Here is a 14,322-nt window from a genome sequence, read left to right on the forward strand (position 1 = left end):
CCTTTCTCGGTTCGATATGTGTAAACGCACGTCATACCCAACCGGGACCCCCGCCGAACGGGGTGATTCTTGCCTAAGCGGGCATCACGCGCATGTCTGGCGTGCCGTATACGCCAGTTGGCCCGGAATGCAAGCCCTCGTGGGGCAGATCAGTCGCCCAGCTTGGCATGCACCTCGTCAAGGTCGATCTCACCTATTGGCATCTTGTTGGCTGGATTTTCGAAATCATATTTGAAGAGGTCAAAATCGCGTTTGTATATTTCGTAGATCAGATGCATCGAGAGGTCGTCGAAATACTCTTCGACAGGATGCGCGCGTTTGGGCCCGTGGCCTTCGGATTCGTTGAACCGAGGAATGGTTTTGAGGTCGATCGTATGCTTGGTGTTGATCGCCCCCAGCACCTCGCCCATGCCGTCATCGAATTTCTCTGTCCAGAAAATCTTGTTGTAGCGGCCACCGTTGACGATAAAGGTCGAGATATGGCCCGACATCGCGGACCAGTGAATATCTGGCTCCATCGGTCGTTTCCAGCGGATGGTGTCCCGAGCAAAGAGCAAAAACCGGCGAAAGCTTTTGATCTGGTCAAACTCTTGCTTGCCGTCGTCGCCGCCCACTTCAATTCCGTATTTCTGGATGATGGTCGGCACCAGCTTGCCGCGATAGCGGCTGCCGTTGCGCTGAATGCCGCAAATCTTGTCGAAAAAAGACGACAGGATGCGGGTATATGGGTTGCGCACGCAGGAAAACGCATAGGAGGTATGGGTTTTCACATTGGCGTTGATCAGCTTCTGACTGTCTTCGCGCGCCCATTTATGAAGGCCTTCCGTTGCGTCGTGAATGTCGCCATCAAAGAACACGCCATGGTCGGAATAATAGAGAATTTGCCCGATGGTCGAGCAGGCACACTTGGGGACCACGCGGTAGACCACGCTCTCGCTTTCGGTCATCCAGGTTCCGGGAAATCCCATGATCACTGCCTCCGCCAATACTTTCCCGCTTGATGCAGGCTTGATCCTGTCTAACCTGTTCAAAAAACCAAAGAAAGTCTGTTTATTCAGGCGCTGTTCACCGTTAATGCTATAAACAGTCGGTAAATCGAAGGTTAAACCGTTTCCGTAATGGCAAAGATCGCATTCATCCTGCTGTGTCACAAGGACCCTGAGGCGATCATCCGTCAGGCTGAGATGCTGACGGCTGCGGGCGACTATATGGCGATCCATTTTGACGCACGCGCCAAGCCCGAGGCTTTTAACCGGATCAAGACAGCCCTGGCGGATAATCCCAGTGTGACCTTCGCGAGAAAACGCATCAAATGCGGTTGGGGCGCCTGGTCTTTGGTGCAAGCCACGCTTTACGCGGTTGAGGCGGCGGTTGACGAATTTCCGCGTGCCACGCATTTTTACATGCTCTCGGGCGATTGCGCGCCGATCAAGTCGGCCCGTTTTGCGCATCAATTTTTGGACAATCGCGATGTCGATTATGTCGAAAGTTTCGACTACTTCGAGAGTGACTGGATCAAAACCGGGATGAAGGAAGAGCGGCTGATTTATCGCCACTTCTTCAACGAACGCACACAGCCCAAGCGGTTCTACGCGTCATACAACCTCCAGCGCAAACTGGGTCTGACGCGCCCCATTCCGCCTGACATCCAAATCCAGATCGGAAGCCAGTGGTGGTGCCTGCGGCGGCGCACAGTCGAGTGGATTTTGGAATTCACCCGCAAACGGCGCGATGTGATGCGGTTTTTTCGCACCACATGGATTCCCGATGAAACGTTCTTTCAAACGCTTGTGCGGCATCTGGTGCCTGAGAGTGAGATTGAGACGCGCACACTGACATTTCTCATGTTCACAGACTATGGGATGCCGGTCACGTTCTACAACGACCACTACGACCTCTTGCTCAGTCAGGATTATCTCTTTGCCCGCAAGATCAGCCCCGAGGCATTGGAGCTGAAGCGGCGTTTGGGCACGCTCTATTCTGACGAGCGCGCGCAGTTCCAGATTTCGAACGAGGGGCGCGGCCTGTTTCAGTTTTTGACTGCGCGGGGCCGGGAAGGCCGACGATTTGCTCAGCGGTTCTGGGAAACCGAAAGCACACTGGGGCGTGAGCGCGAGCTGATGATCGTTGTGTGCAAGAAATGGCATGTGGCCAAGCGTTTGCTGGAGCGCATCCGACAGGTCACAAACCTGCCTGCAATCGAATATCTTTTCAACGAAGAGGGCACAGCTCTGCCTGATCTGGGGGGTATTCAGGGTACTTTGGCCAAGCGAACCCGGCATCGGCGGGCCCTGATGCGGATGCTGTTCGATTACTATGAGACGGATCGCCTGCTTGTCTGCATGGACCCCGGCAGCATTGATCTGTTGCAGGATTTCTGCGGTGATCGCGCTGTGACCAAGCTTTTGGAGGTTCAGTGTCATTTTACCGATGCGTATCTGATTGGTCATGCCATGCGTGTTGGACTGGCGGGCGAACAGACCCCGCCCGAGACATTAGAGCGGCTGTTGCCCACAATCCGAGGCGACATGACCTATGAGAGCGACCGCATACGCGATTCCGAATTCGAGAATCACATGATACTGCGGCAATCGGATGATCGGGGCCAACGCGCCGATCTATTGGCGCGCTTCCTTGATATTCCGCGCGAAAAAGCGCAGGAAATCGCAGAGCCCGACCACCTGTTTGCAGATTGAGGACGCCCCATGCCCTATGCCTATGATCCCCAGAATATCTTTGCCCGAATCCTGCGCGGTGAGATCCCGAACAAAACGGTGCTGGAGACGGCGCATACCCTTGCATTTCACGATATCCAGCCGCAGGCCCCGGTGCATGTGCTGGTGATCCCCAAAGGGGCCTATGTCAGCTACGATCACTTTGCGTCAGAGGCGAGTGATGCTGAGATCGTCGATTTCAACCGCGCCGTAGCCGAGGTGTGCCGCCAGACGGGCGTTGATCTGGGCGCAGATGGTCAGGGTTTTCGCGCGATTACCAACGCCGGTGCCCATGGTGTGCAGGAGGTGCCGCATTACCATCTGCATATCCTCGGCGGTCGAATGCTGGGCCGCATGCTGGCGCGCGCCGAAACCTGAGTCAGCCCCGCTTGTGCCGCAGATGAGATGCGCCCATATGGGGCGCATTGGTCAGACATAGGACTTGGCAGGCATCTTCATGAATTTTCGCACCCGCGTCGGCGCATTCATCGACACCTCTCTGTTTCAAAACGCGATTCTGGGCGTGATCCTGTTCAATGCCGTGATCCTCGGCATGGAAACCTCTGATCCGATCATGGAGCGGGCGGGTGATCTGATCCTTTTGCTCGACAAGCTCTGTCTTGCGGTTTTCGTGGTCGAGATCGCCGCCAAACTTTTTGCGCGCGGAATCGGGGGATTTTTCCGGAACGGTTGGAATATCTTTGATTTCGTTATCGTGGGAATTTCTTTGGTTCCGGCCACTCAGGGCCTGTCGGTGTTGCGGGCACTTCGTATCCTGCGTCTGTTGCGCGTCGTGTCTGTTGCGCCCTCACTGCGTCGGGTGGTCGAGGGGTTGGTGACGGCCCTACCCGGCATGGGGTCGGTGTTCCTTTTGATGGGTATGCTGTTCTATATCGGGTCCGTGATGGCGACCAAATTGTTTGGCGCGGCGTACCCGGAGTGGTTCGGTGATCTGGGTCGCTCGGCCTATTCGCTTTTCCAGATCATGACGCTCGAATCTTGGTCGATGGGCATCGTGCGGCCGGTGATGGAGGAATTCCCCTATGCTTGGGCGTTTTTTGTGCCCTTCATCATGGTCACGACCTTTGCGGTGGTGAACTTGCTGGTCGGTCTGATCGTCAACTCGATGCAGGATGCGCATCACGCTGAGGACGTAGAAAAGACCGACAATTACCGCGATGAAGTGTTGACGCGACTCACACAGCTCGAGGCGCTGCTCCGGGACGTTCAGGACAAGAAACCGAAAGGGTGAGCGCAAATTGCGCAAGAAGCGGGTCGTCTTATGACGCAGCCTTGGGGCAGATTTGGGGAAACCCGAACCGGAGGCCCGAGAATGATTGCTATCACCGCCTTGCCCACAGAGACTGTCCGCGCCTTGCAAGCTGGCGCGCCCGATGCCTATGGAACCCCGCCTGAACATCATGTGGCGCAGGGATCTGGCAATCCTTGCCGCCATTGTCTGCGCCTCATACCCGAGGGGGCGGCGATGCTGATCCTCGCCTATCGGCCCTTTGCCGGGTTGCATCCCTATGCGGAGACCGGGCCGATTTTCCTCTGTGCGGATGCCTGTGCGCGGCATGACGGCACAGCGATTCCCGAAGTCTTGCGCGACAGCCCCGACTATCTGCTCAAGGGTTACAACAGCCGGGACCGCATAGTTTACGGCACCGGTCGTGTTGTGGCAGCGGTCGAGATCCCTGCCTATGCCGAACAGGTGTTCGAGCAGAGGAATGTGGCCTATATCCATGTTCGCTCGGCGCGCAACAATTGCTATCAGGCGCGGATCGACCGGGCTTGACCGGCGCAATTGCTTGCACGCCGCGCCGATGCGCGGTAACTCGCCGGAGAGACCAGCGGGATGGATGCAATGAGTGATCTGCGGGAAAAATATCTGACGGCGATTGCCCATGCGGGCGACGAGACCACGCTTGAGGATCTGCGTGTGCAGGCCATTGGCAAGAAGGGCGAAATCAGCCTTGCGATGCGCGAATTGGGGCGGATGAGCCCGGAAGAGCGGCAAGAGGCCGGACCACGCCTGAACGCGCTGAAAGACGAGATCACAAGCGCACTTGCCGCCAAGAAACAAGCCTTGGGCGATGCCGCGCTGGATGAACGCTTGCGGGGCGAGTGGCTGGATGTGACGCTGCCTGCGCGCGGGCGCAGGGCGGGCACGATCCACCCGGTCAGCCAAGTGACAGAGGAAGTCACCGCAATCTTTGCCGACATGGGCTTTGCCGTGGCTGAAGGGCCGCAAATAGAATCCGACTGGTTCAATTTCGACGCACTGAACATTCCCGGCCATCACCCGGCACGTGCCGAAATGGATACGTTTTACACGCATCGGGCGGACGGGGACGAACGGCCGCCGCATGTCCTGCGCACCCACACCAGCCCGGTGCAGATCCGTAGCATGCAGGCCAATGGCGCGCCCATCCGGATCATTGCGCCGGGCCGCGTCTATCGTGCCGATTACGATCAGACCCATACCCCCATGTTCCATCAGGTCGAAGGTCTGGCGATTGACCGTGCCATTTCCATGGCCAACCTCAAATGGGTGCTGGAAGAGTTCGTCAAAGCGTTCTTTGAAGTGGACAATGTCGATCTGCGTTTTCGCGCGTCGCATTTCCCCTTCACCGAGCCATCGGCCGAGGTGGATATCCGCTGTTCTTGGGAAGGTGGCACGCTCAAGGTGGGCGAGGGCAATGACTGGCTTGAAATTCTCGGGTCCGGAATGGTCCATCCCAAGGTGTTGCAGGCTGGGAATATCGACCCGAATGAGTGGCAAGGCTTTGCCTTTGGCATGGGGATCGACCGGATCGCGATGCTGAAATACGGGATTCCTGATCTGCGGGCGTTCTTTGATTCTGATTTACGCTGGCTGCGGCATTACGGGTTTGCGAGCCTTGATCAGCCGACGTTGCATGGCGGGTTGTCGCGGTAGGGGGGCAGACCCATAGCGCTAAGCAGAGCGGAAGGATCGCGCAGGCTTCTGGCCAAGCGATTCCTTCCTATGAATATCGCCATTTAACGCTATTCTAACGTATCGCGTATACCTGTGGGTGGGTTGATACGGGACAATAGGATACGTATCTGGGTGGCATGTAAAGTGCTGCAAATGATCCATGGTTGTGCGCCTGCCTATCGCTTTTGGCACGGGAATGGCGCATGTTGACTGGATGTGTGAAGACCCCGTCGACGGCGCAGTCTGCGTCGTATATCTTTTCGGCTTTAGGAGCCATGACATGCCGCTGACCCAGTTGATCTACGCCTCTCAGCCTTTTGGCTTTGACCCGGCGATGCTGGCGGGCATCCTGCTGGATGCGCGGCGCTATAACGCCCGTGACGACATTACCGGTGCTTTGATTGTGCGCGGCGATATGTATCTTCAACTTTTGGAAGGTCCGAAGCCCAAGGTCGAGGCGACCTATGATCGGATCATTCAGGATGACCGGCATGTCAATCCGGTGCGCCTGATGCACCGCGAAGTGCAAGAGCGGATGTTTCCCAAATGGTCGATGCTGGACGATCCGGCGCAAAGCTGGGTCTGGAGCATCGCCGAAGTGCGCGGCGGCGCGTTGGAGCGGTTTTCGGCTGGGCAGGAGGCGCTAAAGTTCTTTCAGCGGCTGGCCGCATCGCGGTGTGATACGGCGGGGTGATCCCCCGCCGCAGTCATTGATTTAGCCAACCACGTTGAAACCGGGTCCATAAGGATAGCCAGTGATATTCTCATTCCCGTCTTCGGTAATGACCAGAATATCATGCTCGCGGTAGCCCCCGGCACCGGGTTGATCCGCCGCCAGCGTCAGCATCGGCTCCATCGAGATGACCATGCCCGGCTCGAGCACCGTGTCGATATCCTCGCGCAGTTCCAGACCTGCCTCGCGGCCATAATAATGGCTGAGGATGCCAAAGCTGTGGCCATAGCCAAAGGTGCGATATTGCAGCAATTGGCGCTCTTCAAAGAAGGTGTTGATCTTGTGCGTGACCTCGGCGCAGCTGACGCCGGGTTTCAGCAGAGACATGCCGTATTCATGGGCGGCGACGTTGGCCTCCCAGATTTTCAGGCTGGCGTCGTCTACTTCGCCGGCAAACATGGTGCGTTCCAGCGCCACGTAATAGCCTGACACCATCGGAAACGTGTTGAGTGACAGGATATCGCCGCGTTCAATCGCGCGGGCAGTCACAGGGTTATGCGCCCCGTCCGTGTTGAGGCCCGATTGGAACCACACCCAAGTGTCGCGATACTCTGCATCCGGGAAGCGTTTGGCAATCTCAGCTTCCATCGCATCGCGGCCTGCCATGGCCACGTCAATCTCGCGGGTGCCAATCTGAACCGCATCGCGGATGGCATAGCCGCCCACGTCCGCCACCTGCGCGCAGGACCGGATGAGGCTAATCTCTGCCGCCGATTTACGCATGCGTTGCCGCATCGTCGCAGGGGCAAGATCGACCATCGCAGCAGGCTTTAGGAAAGTTTCCAGTTTGTCGCGTTGCAGCAGCGTCAGGTGGTCACCCTCATAGCCCACGACACGCCCTTCGCCCGTGACCGACAGGATTGCGCGCCAGTAATTGTCGCGCTGCCAGTCGGTATAGGTGATGTTGTCACAGAAACAGCGACGCCACGGCTGACCGGCGTCAATCCCCGCCGATATGGTCACACAATCGGTGTCGGTGACGACAAGACCATAAGGGCGGCCGAACGAGCAGTAGAGAAAGCCCGAGTAATAGGCGATGTTGTGCATGGATGTGAGAACAACCGCCACCGTGCCATGCTCGACCATGAGCGCGCGCAGCCCCTTGATCCGGGCCTCATATTCAGATGTGGCAAAGGCCAGCGGTGCCTTTTCGCCGTTGTGGAAACGATAGAATTCAGGACGTGCAGTCATAGTGACCCTCCTTGCAAAAGAAGGTCCCGGCGTTCAGGACTGTGGGGAAAGGCCATTTTGGGGCGACGCCATCGCCCGGGCCTATGGCGTTTTTGCCGATTAGCTCGGGTCTGGCAAGCGGGTTTGCGACAGGGATATAGGGATTGCGGCATGGGAATGAAAATCGGCGCACGAAATCTGATCACCGATGTGCCTGGGTTGTGCGTGGGCAATGCGCAGGACATGCGGCTCCGCTCGGGTGTGACAGTGCTGGTGGGCGATGCGCCTTTTACCGCAGGTGTGCATGTGATGGGCGGTGCGCCGGGCACGCGCGAGACGGATCTGCTTAGCCCCGACCGGGTCGTTGAACAGGTCGATGCTTTGGTTCTGTCGGGTGGCTCGGCCTTTGGGCTTGATGCTGCGTCGGGTGTGGCCGACGCGCTGCGCGATGAAGGGCGCGGGTTTGCCGTGGGCGATGTGCGGGTGCCCATCGTGCCGGGGGCGATTCTTTTCGATCTGCTGAACGGTGGCGACAAGGCATGGCGTGAGAATCCCTACAAGGGACTGGGCCGAAAGGCATTGGCGGGCAGGTCTGAGGACTTCGAGATCGGCAGCACGGGGGCCGGAACCGGGGCGACCACGGCAAACCTGCGTGGAGGGCTAGGTTCCGCCTCGGTTGTTTTGCCCTCTGGCGTGACGGTGGGGGCCTTGGTTGCGGTAAATGCGCTTGGGTCCGCCACGGTGGGGGACGGGCCCGAGTTTTGGGCGGCCCCGTTCGAGAGGGGGGCAGAATTTGGTGGGCGCGGCGTGGCGCGGGCCTATCCCGATCCTCTGCAGGCTCCGACCAAGATGGCGCAGCACGGCAATACCACGATTGGGATCATCGCAACCGACGCGGCGCTAACCCAGGCACAATGCACCCGATTGGCGGTGGCGGCGCACGACGGCTTTGCGCGGGCGCTTGTGCCGTCGCATACGCTTATGGATGGTGACGCTATCTTTGCCTTGGCCACAGGCGCGCATCCCCCGCCTGATCTCGCGGCACAGGTGATGCTTGGCCACGCAGCCGCTTGCGTGATGGCGCGGGCTATTGCACGCGGCGTGCACGCAGCGCGGTCTGTCGCGGGCGATACCCTGCCCGCGTGGCAAGACAGATTCGGCTAAGGTGGAATCCTCTTGCAGACTCAGGGCGAGGGGCGTATATGCCCCTCAACAGCGGCGCTTTCGGGTCCACTCGAATGCACCACCGGAGAGTGTAACGGGCCGCGCGCCCGTTTTTTTGTGCTTGGGAACCATGACGAACGACTTGATTGCAAAGGCAGCGATTGATCGCAGACTGGCCGAGATCATTACACCCGTGATCGAGGATCTGGGCTACGAATTGGTGCGCGTCCGGCTTATGGGCGGGCAATATCACACGCTTCAGATCATGGCGGACAAACCCGAAGGCGGGATCGAGGTGGATGATTGCGCCGCGATCAGCACAGCGGTCAGCGCTGTACTGGATGTCGAGGATCCATTGGTCGAGGCGTATACGCTCGAAGTATCAAGCCCCGGAATTGACCGGCCTTTGACCCGTCTCAAGGATTTCGAGATGTTCGAGGGCTATGAGGCCAAGATCGAGACCACCGAGCTGATCGACGGACGCCGTCGCTTCAAGGGCGTTCTTGCGGGTGTTGAAGGCAGCGAAGTGCTGATCAATGTCGAGGAAGGCACGATCGGGCTGGAATTCGACTGGCTCTCTGATGCCAAGCTGGTTCTGACGGATGAGTTGATCAAGGAAATGCTGCGGCAGCGCAAAGCGGCGGGCGTGATCAACGAAGAGCAATTTGACGAGATCGAAACCGAGAACGGTTCTGAGGAGGACTGACACCATGGCAATCACATCCGCCAACCAGCTGGAGCTGTTGCAGACCGCAGAAGCGGTCGCGCGCGAAAAGATGATCGACCCAGCACTGGTGGTCGAAGCGATGGAAGAAAGCCTCGCCCGTGCTGCCAAGAGCAGGTACGGCAGCGAGATGGATATTCGCGTGAATATCGACCGCAAGACCGGGCGCGCCAAATTTACCCGTGTCCGCACTGTTGTCGAGGATGAGGCGGTCGAGAACTATCAGGCAGAGATGACCGTCGCGCAAGCCAAGCAGTATCTCGACGACCCCAAGGTCGGTGACACCTATGTCGAAGAAGTGCCGCCCGTCGAAATGGGCCGGATCGCCGCGCAGAGCGCCAAGCAGGTCATTCTGCAAAAAGTGCGCGAGGCCGAGCGGGATCGGCAGTTCGAGGAATTCAAGGATCGTTTGGGCACCATTATCAACGGTGTGGTCAAGCGCGAGGAATATGGCAACGTCATCGTCGACGTGGGCCGTGGCGAAGCGATTCTGCGCCGCAATGAAAAGATCGGGCGCGAGGCCTATCGGCCCAATGATCGCGTGCGCTGCTACATCAAGGATGTGCGCCGCGAACAGCGCGGACCGCAGATTTTCCTGAGCCGCACCGATCCGCAGTTCATGGCAGAGCTGTTCAAGATGGAAGTGCCCGAAATCTATGACGGCATCATCGAGATCAAGGCCGTGGCGCGCGATCCGGGTAGCCGGGCCAAGATCGCCGTGATCAGCTATGACAATTCGATTGATCCTGTTGGCGCCTGCGTTGGTATGCGCGGCAGCCGGGTTCAGGCGGTTGTGAACGAGCTGCAGGGTGAAAAGATCGACATCATCCCGTGGAACGAAGATCAGGCGACCTTCCTGGTGAACGCGCTCCAGCCTGCCGAGGTCAGCAAGGTGGTGATCGACGAGGATGCGCAGCGTATCGAAGTCGTGGTGCCAGAAGAGCAGTTGAGCCTTGCCATTGGCCGTCGTGGTCAGAACGTGCGACTGGCCAGCCAGTTGACCGGGCTGGATATCGACATCATGACCGAGGCCGAGGATAGCGAGCGCCGCCAGAAGGAATTCGAAGAGCGCACCAAGCTCTTTGTTGATGCACTTGATCTGGATGAATTCTTTGCGCAATTGCTGGTTTCCGAAGGCTTCACCAACCTCGAAGAAGTGGCCTATGTCGATGTCGACGAATTGCTCGTGATCGACGGGGTTGACGAGGATACCGCCGCAGAACTTCAGGCGCGTGCCCGCGACGTGATCGAGGCTCAGGCCAAGGCCGCTCTGGACAAGGCCCGCGAATTGGGTGTCGAGGATAGCCTGATCGCCTTTGAGGGTCTGACCCCGCAGATGGTGCTGGCATTGGCCGAAGATGATGTGAAATCGCTTGAGGATTTCGCCACCTGCGCCGATTGGGAGCTTGCCGGTGGATGGACCACAGTCAAGGGCGAGCGCGTCAAAGACGAAGGTATTCTGGAGAAATTTGACGTCTCGCTCGAAGAGGCGCAGAATATGGTCATGACCGCCCGCGTGATGCTGGGCTGGGTCGACCCGACCGAACTTGAGGCCGATGCTGACGAGGCCGATATCGACGGCGATGATGACGAGGAGGCCGAGGCCTGATCGCTCAGGCCTTGGAGCACATCATGGGGCGCGGTGGTGAACCCAAAGACCGGAGTGACGGTCCCGAGCGTAAATGCATCGCCACGGGTGAGGTGCAGCCGAAGCATGGGCTTATTCGCTTTGTGATCGGCCCCGAAGGCCAGATTGCGCCAGATCTGGCTGAAAAGCTACCGGGGCGTGGTATCTGGGTCGCGGCGGATCGTGCCGCCCTCGAAAAGGCTGCAAATAAGGGGCTTTTTGCGCGTGCAGCCAAGCAGACTGTCCAAGTGCCTGAGGGGTTGGTTGACCAGGTCGAGGCGCTTTTGGTGCGGCGGGTGATCGACCTCATCAGCCTTGCCCGAAAAGGTGGGCGCGCCGTGTCGGGTTATGAAAAGGTCAAGGACATGCTCATGCGCGAGGATGCGCGTGTTCTCATTCAGGCCAGCGATGGCTCTGAGCGCGGAAAATCTAAACTGAGCACGCCCTATGGCGGCTCTTTCATTGGCTGGCTTACGGCGGACGAGCTGGGTCAGGCCTTTGGCCGACAAACCACAATCCACGCGGCACTGGGTGCTGGAGGTTTGTTGCAACGTGTTGTAGAGGAGGCGGCAAGACTGAAAGGTCTGCGCGTCTCGGACGGCGAGACAGCGCGCCGGAAAGGAAAGTAGAAGACTATGAGCGACAACGACGGAAAGAAACCTTTGGGGGTGCGTGGCGCAGGTTCCCGGCCGGGGAACGTGAAGCAGAGCTTTAGCCATGGCAGAACCAAGAACGTCGTGGTGGAAACCAAGCGCAAGCGTGTCGTCGTGCCCAAACCTGCGGCGGCGGCCACTGGGGCTGCGGGCTCTGGAACGTCTTCGGGTATCACAGCGGCGTCCAAGCGTCCGGCAGGTATTTCTGATGCAGAGCTGGAGCGCCGGATGAAGGCGCTCGCCGCAGCCAGAGCGCGCGAAGCCGATGATGCAGCCCAACGCGAGGCGGATGAAAAGGCCCGCGAAGAGGAGCGCAATCGCCGTCGCGAAGAGGCTGAGGCCAAGGAACGCGAACAACGCGAAGCCGAGGAAAAGGCGCGTGCCAAACTAGAGGAAGAGGAGCGCCAGAAGCGCGCCACCGAACAAGCTGCGCTCAAGGCTGCGGCTTCGGCGGCAGAGCCGGATGCTGCGCCCGTAGCCGCGCCCACTCGTGTGCCAGCCTCCAAGGCAGCCCCTGTCGCGCGCAAGCGCGAAGAAGACGATCAGGTTTCGCGTCGTGGCAAGGCGCGTGGTGGCGAAGATGCCCGCCGCGCGGGCAAGCTCACGCTCAATCAAGCCCTGGCCGGGGGCGAAGGTGGGCGCCCGAAATCTATGGCTGCGATGAAGCGCAAGCAAGAACGCGCGCGCCAAAAGGCCATGGGCGGCTTGCAAGAGCGTGAAAAGATCGTGCGTGACGTGCAACTACCTGAGACTATTGTCGTATCGGAATTGGCCAACCGCATGGCTGAGCGTGTCGGTGATATTGTCAAAGCGTTGATGCAGAATGGCATGATGGTCACGCAGAACCAGTCGATTGATGCTGACACCGCCGAACTTATCATCGAGGAATTCGGGCACCGCGTGGTTCGCGTGAGCGACTCGGATGTCGAAGATGTGATTGATCAAGTCGATGACAAGCCCGAGGATCTCGCCTCGCGGCCGCCTGTGATCACCATCATGGGCCATGTCGACCACGGCAAGACTTCGCTTCTGGATGCGATCCGCGATGCCAAGGTTGTGGCTGGCGAGGCTGGAGGCATCACACAGCATATCGGTGCTTATCAGGTCAAGACCGACAGCGGTGCATTGCTCACATTCCTTGATACGCCCGGTCACGCGGCCTTTACCAGCATGCGCGCCCGTGGCGCACAAGTGACGGATATCGTGGTTCTGGTTGTTGCGGCTGATGACGCAGTCATGCCTCAGACCATCGAGGCGATTAACCATGCCAAGGCGGCCAAGGTTCCGATGATCGTGGCGATCAACAAGATCGACAAATACGAGGCCAACCCGCAAAAGGTGCGCACCGATCTCTTGCAACACGAGGTGATCGTCGAACAGATGTCAGGCGATGTGCAGGATGTCGAAGTGTCGGCTGTGACCGGGCAGGGTCTGGATGAACTGCTGGAAGCTATCGCGCTTCAGGCAGAGATCCTTGAACTCAAGGCCAATCCCAACCGTGCCGCTGAAGGCGCTGTGATCGAGGCGCAGCTTGATGTGGGCCGTGGCCCTGTCGCCACCGTTCTGGTCAAGAAAGGGACGCTGCGCCAAGGCGATGTCTTTGTTGTGGGCGAGCAATATGGCCGCGTGCGCGCGTTGATCAATGATCGCGGCGAGCGGATCAAAGAAGCTGGCCCGTCGGTACCGGTCGAGGTTCTTGGCCTCAACGGCACGCCCGAGGCCGGTGACGTGCTGAACGTCGTCGAGACCGAAGCGCAAGCGCGCGAGATCGCCGAATACCGCGCCAACGCCTCTAAGGAAAAGCGTGCGGCGGTGGGTGCTGGCACCACGCTCGAACAGCTTTTGGCCAAGGCCAAGGAAGACGAGAACGTCAAAGAACTGCCAATCGTCGTCAAGGCGGATGTGCAGGGCTCTGCCGAGGCTATCGTTCAGGCGATGGAAAAGATCGGCAACAACGAAGTGCGCGTGCGCGTGTTGCACTCTGGTGTGGGTGCCATCACCGAATCCGACATTGGCTTGGCCGAAGCGTCAGGTGCGCCGGTCTTCGGCTTTAACGTTCGCGCCAATGCGCCTGCGCGTAACACCGCCAACCAGAAAGGTGTGGAGATCCGGTATTACTCGGTCATCTACGATCTGGTTGACGATGTGAAGGCGGCGGCGAGCGGTCTGTTGGGCAATGAAATTCGCGAGAAGTTCATTGGTTATGCCAAGATCAAGGAAGTGTTCAAGGTTACGGGCATTGGTCGCGTGGCAGGTTGCCTTGTGACCGAGGGTGTCGCGCGGCGGTCTGCCGGTGTGCGTCTCTTGCGCGATGATGTTGTGGTCCATGAGGGCACGCTCAAGACGCTTAAGCGCTTCAAGGATGACGTCAACGAGGTTCAATCCGGTCAAGAATGCGGTATGGCCTTTGAGAATTATGACGATATCCGTCCTGACGACGTGATCGAGATTTTCGAGCGCGAGGAAGTGACGCGGACACTGGCCTAAGCTAAAGGACAGAGACAAAATAATGGGGGCGGCCAGCTAGGCTGCCCCTTTTGCATGATTGAGGTTGAGAAGATCGAATAAAGCGAAA

At 58.7% G+C, this 14,322-nt stretch carries 13 protein-coding genes; 11 read left to right on the forward strand and 2 right to left on the reverse strand.

The window, feature by feature from the left end:
• Window positions 1–149: 149 nt before the first annotated feature.
• Window positions 150–968, reverse strand: a complete 819-nt coding sequence (locus ACLGGT_RS07905; protein ID WP_037297933.1) for a sulfotransferase family protein — start codon at window positions 966–968, stop codon at window positions 150–152.
• Window positions 969–1,118: 150 nt separating this feature from the next.
• On the opposite strand from ACLGGT_RS07905, the gene ACLGGT_RS07910 reads away from it, so the two are divergent.
• From ACLGGT_RS07910 to ACLGGT_RS07935, 6 genes are all read left to right on the forward strand, one after another.
• A complete protein-coding gene (locus ACLGGT_RS07910; RefSeq protein ID WP_008281280.1) occupies window positions 1,119–2,696 on the forward strand; it encodes a DUF5928 domain-containing protein in 1,578 nt (525 codons plus the stop codon).
• 9 nt (window positions 2,697–2,705) lie between these two features.
• Window positions 2,706–3,092 carry an HIT domain-containing protein gene (locus tag ACLGGT_RS07915; RefSeq protein WP_008281281.1) on the forward strand — a complete coding sequence of 129 codons (387 nt, stop codon included), beginning with the start codon at window positions 2,706–2,708 and terminating at the stop codon, window positions 3,090–3,092.
• A 79-nt stretch (window positions 3,093–3,171) separates the two neighbouring features.
• The gene (locus ACLGGT_RS07920) at window positions 3,172–3,966 is read left to right on the forward strand and encodes an ion transporter (protein ID WP_151977711.1); all 795 of its coding nucleotides are present in this window, start codon (window positions 3,172–3,174) and stop codon (window positions 3,964–3,966) included.
• An 81-nt stretch (window positions 3,967–4,047) separates the two neighbouring features.
• Window positions 4,048–4,512 carry a DUF1203 domain-containing protein gene (locus ACLGGT_RS07925; RefSeq protein ID WP_437195598.1) on the forward strand — a complete coding sequence of 155 codons (465 nt, stop codon included), beginning with the start codon at window positions 4,048–4,050 and terminating at the stop codon, window positions 4,510–4,512.
• 69 nt (window positions 4,513–4,581) lie between these two features.
• On the forward strand, window positions 4,582–5,655 hold the full coding sequence (gene pheS / locus ACLGGT_RS07930; protein WP_422003403.1) for a phenylalanine--tRNA ligase subunit alpha: 1,074 nt from the start codon (window positions 4,582–4,584) through the stop codon (window positions 5,653–5,655).
• 301 nt (window positions 5,656–5,956) lie between these two features.
• Entirely contained in the window at window positions 5,957–6,370 is a 414-nt protein-coding gene (locus tag ACLGGT_RS07935) for a BLUF domain-containing protein (RefSeq protein WP_008281285.1), read from the forward strand.
• A 21-nt stretch (window positions 6,371–6,391) separates the two neighbouring features.
• On the opposite strand, the gene ACLGGT_RS07940 is transcribed toward ACLGGT_RS07935, so the two are convergent.
• The gene (locus ACLGGT_RS07940) at window positions 6,392–7,600 is read right to left on the reverse strand and encodes an aminopeptidase P family protein (RefSeq protein WP_437195600.1); all 1,209 of its coding nucleotides are present in this window, start codon (window positions 7,598–7,600) and stop codon (window positions 6,392–6,394) included.
• Window positions 7,601–7,756: 156 nt separating this feature from the next.
• On the opposite strand from ACLGGT_RS07940, the gene ACLGGT_RS07945 reads away from it, so the two are divergent.
• The 5 genes from ACLGGT_RS07945 (at window position 7,757) to infB (ending at window position 14,234) form a co-directional block, all read left to right on the forward strand.
• Window positions 7,757–8,743 (forward strand): P1 family peptidase, encoded by a 987-nt coding sequence (locus ACLGGT_RS07945; RefSeq protein WP_437197404.1) that lies wholly within the window; start codon window positions 7,757–7,759, stop codon window positions 8,741–8,743.
• 130 nt (window positions 8,744–8,873) lie between these two features.
• Window positions 8,874–9,449, forward strand: a complete 576-nt coding sequence (rimP, locus tag ACLGGT_RS07950) for a ribosome maturation factor RimP (protein WP_008281288.1) — start codon at window positions 8,874–8,876, stop codon at window positions 9,447–9,449.
• Between the two features lie 4 nt (window positions 9,450–9,453).
• Window positions 9,454–11,076 (forward strand): transcription termination factor NusA, encoded by a 1,623-nt coding sequence (nusA, locus tag ACLGGT_RS07955; protein ID WP_081507153.1) that lies wholly within the window; start codon window positions 9,454–9,456, stop codon window positions 11,074–11,076.
• Window positions 11,077–11,099: 23 nt separating this feature from the next.
• Window positions 11,100–11,723, forward strand: a complete 624-nt coding sequence (locus tag ACLGGT_RS07960; protein WP_008281290.1) for an RNA-binding protein — start codon at window positions 11,100–11,102, stop codon at window positions 11,721–11,723.
• A 6-nt stretch (window positions 11,724–11,729) separates the two neighbouring features.
• Window positions 11,730–14,234 carry a translation initiation factor IF-2 gene (infB, locus tag ACLGGT_RS07965; RefSeq protein ID WP_437195601.1) on the forward strand — a complete coding sequence of 835 codons (2,505 nt, stop codon included), beginning with the start codon at window positions 11,730–11,732 and terminating at the stop codon, window positions 14,232–14,234.
• The last annotated feature ends 88 nt before the right edge of the window (window positions 14,235–14,322 follow it).

It is taken from the genome of Roseovarius sp. MS2 (assembly GCF_051447875.1).
Lineage (GTDB): Bacteria > Pseudomonadota > Alphaproteobacteria > Rhodobacterales > Rhodobacteraceae > Roseovarius > Roseovarius mucosus_A.

Excerpts from the sequence above, each read along its gene's own strand:
- ACLGGT_RS07905 (WP_037297933.1), bottom strand. The coding sequence starts at position 968 with ATGGGATTTCCCGGAACCTGGATGACCGAAAGCGAGAGCGTGGTCTAC.
- ACLGGT_RS07910 (WP_008281280.1), top strand. The coding sequence starts at position 1,119 with ATGGCAAAGATCGCATTCATCCTGCTGTGTCACAAGGACCCTGAGGCG.
- ACLGGT_RS07915 (WP_008281281.1), top strand. The coding sequence starts at position 2,706 with ATGCCCTATGCCTATGATCCCCAGAATATCTTTGCCCGAATCCTGCGC.
- ACLGGT_RS07920 (WP_151977711.1), top strand. The coding sequence starts at position 3,172 with ATGAATTTTCGCACCCGCGTCGGCGCATTCATCGACACCTCTCTGTTT.
- ACLGGT_RS07925 (WP_437195598.1), top strand. The coding sequence starts at position 4,048 with ATGATTGCTATCACCGCCTTGCCCACAGAGACTGTCCGCGCCTTGCAA.
- pheS (WP_422003403.1), top strand. The coding sequence starts at position 4,582 with ATGAGTGATCTGCGGGAAAAATATCTGACGGCGATTGCCCATGCGGGC.
- ACLGGT_RS07935 (WP_008281285.1), top strand. The coding sequence starts at position 5,957 with ATGCCGCTGACCCAGTTGATCTACGCCTCTCAGCCTTTTGGCTTTGAC.
- ACLGGT_RS07940 (WP_437195600.1), bottom strand. The coding sequence starts at position 7,600 with ATGACTGCACGTCCTGAATTCTATCGTTTCCACAACGGCGAAAAGGCA.
- ACLGGT_RS07945 (WP_437197404.1), top strand. The coding sequence starts at position 7,757 with ATGAAAATCGGCGCACGAAATCTGATCACCGATGTGCCTGGGTTGTGC.
- rimP (WP_008281288.1), top strand. The coding sequence starts at position 8,874 with ATGACGAACGACTTGATTGCAAAGGCAGCGATTGATCGCAGACTGGCC.
- nusA (WP_081507153.1), top strand. The coding sequence starts at position 9,454 with ATGGCAATCACATCCGCCAACCAGCTGGAGCTGTTGCAGACCGCAGAA.
- ACLGGT_RS07960 (WP_008281290.1), top strand. The coding sequence starts at position 11,100 with ATGGGGCGCGGTGGTGAACCCAAAGACCGGAGTGACGGTCCCGAGCGT.
- infB (WP_437195601.1), top strand. The coding sequence starts at position 11,730 with ATGAGCGACAACGACGGAAAGAAACCTTTGGGGGTGCGTGGCGCAGGT.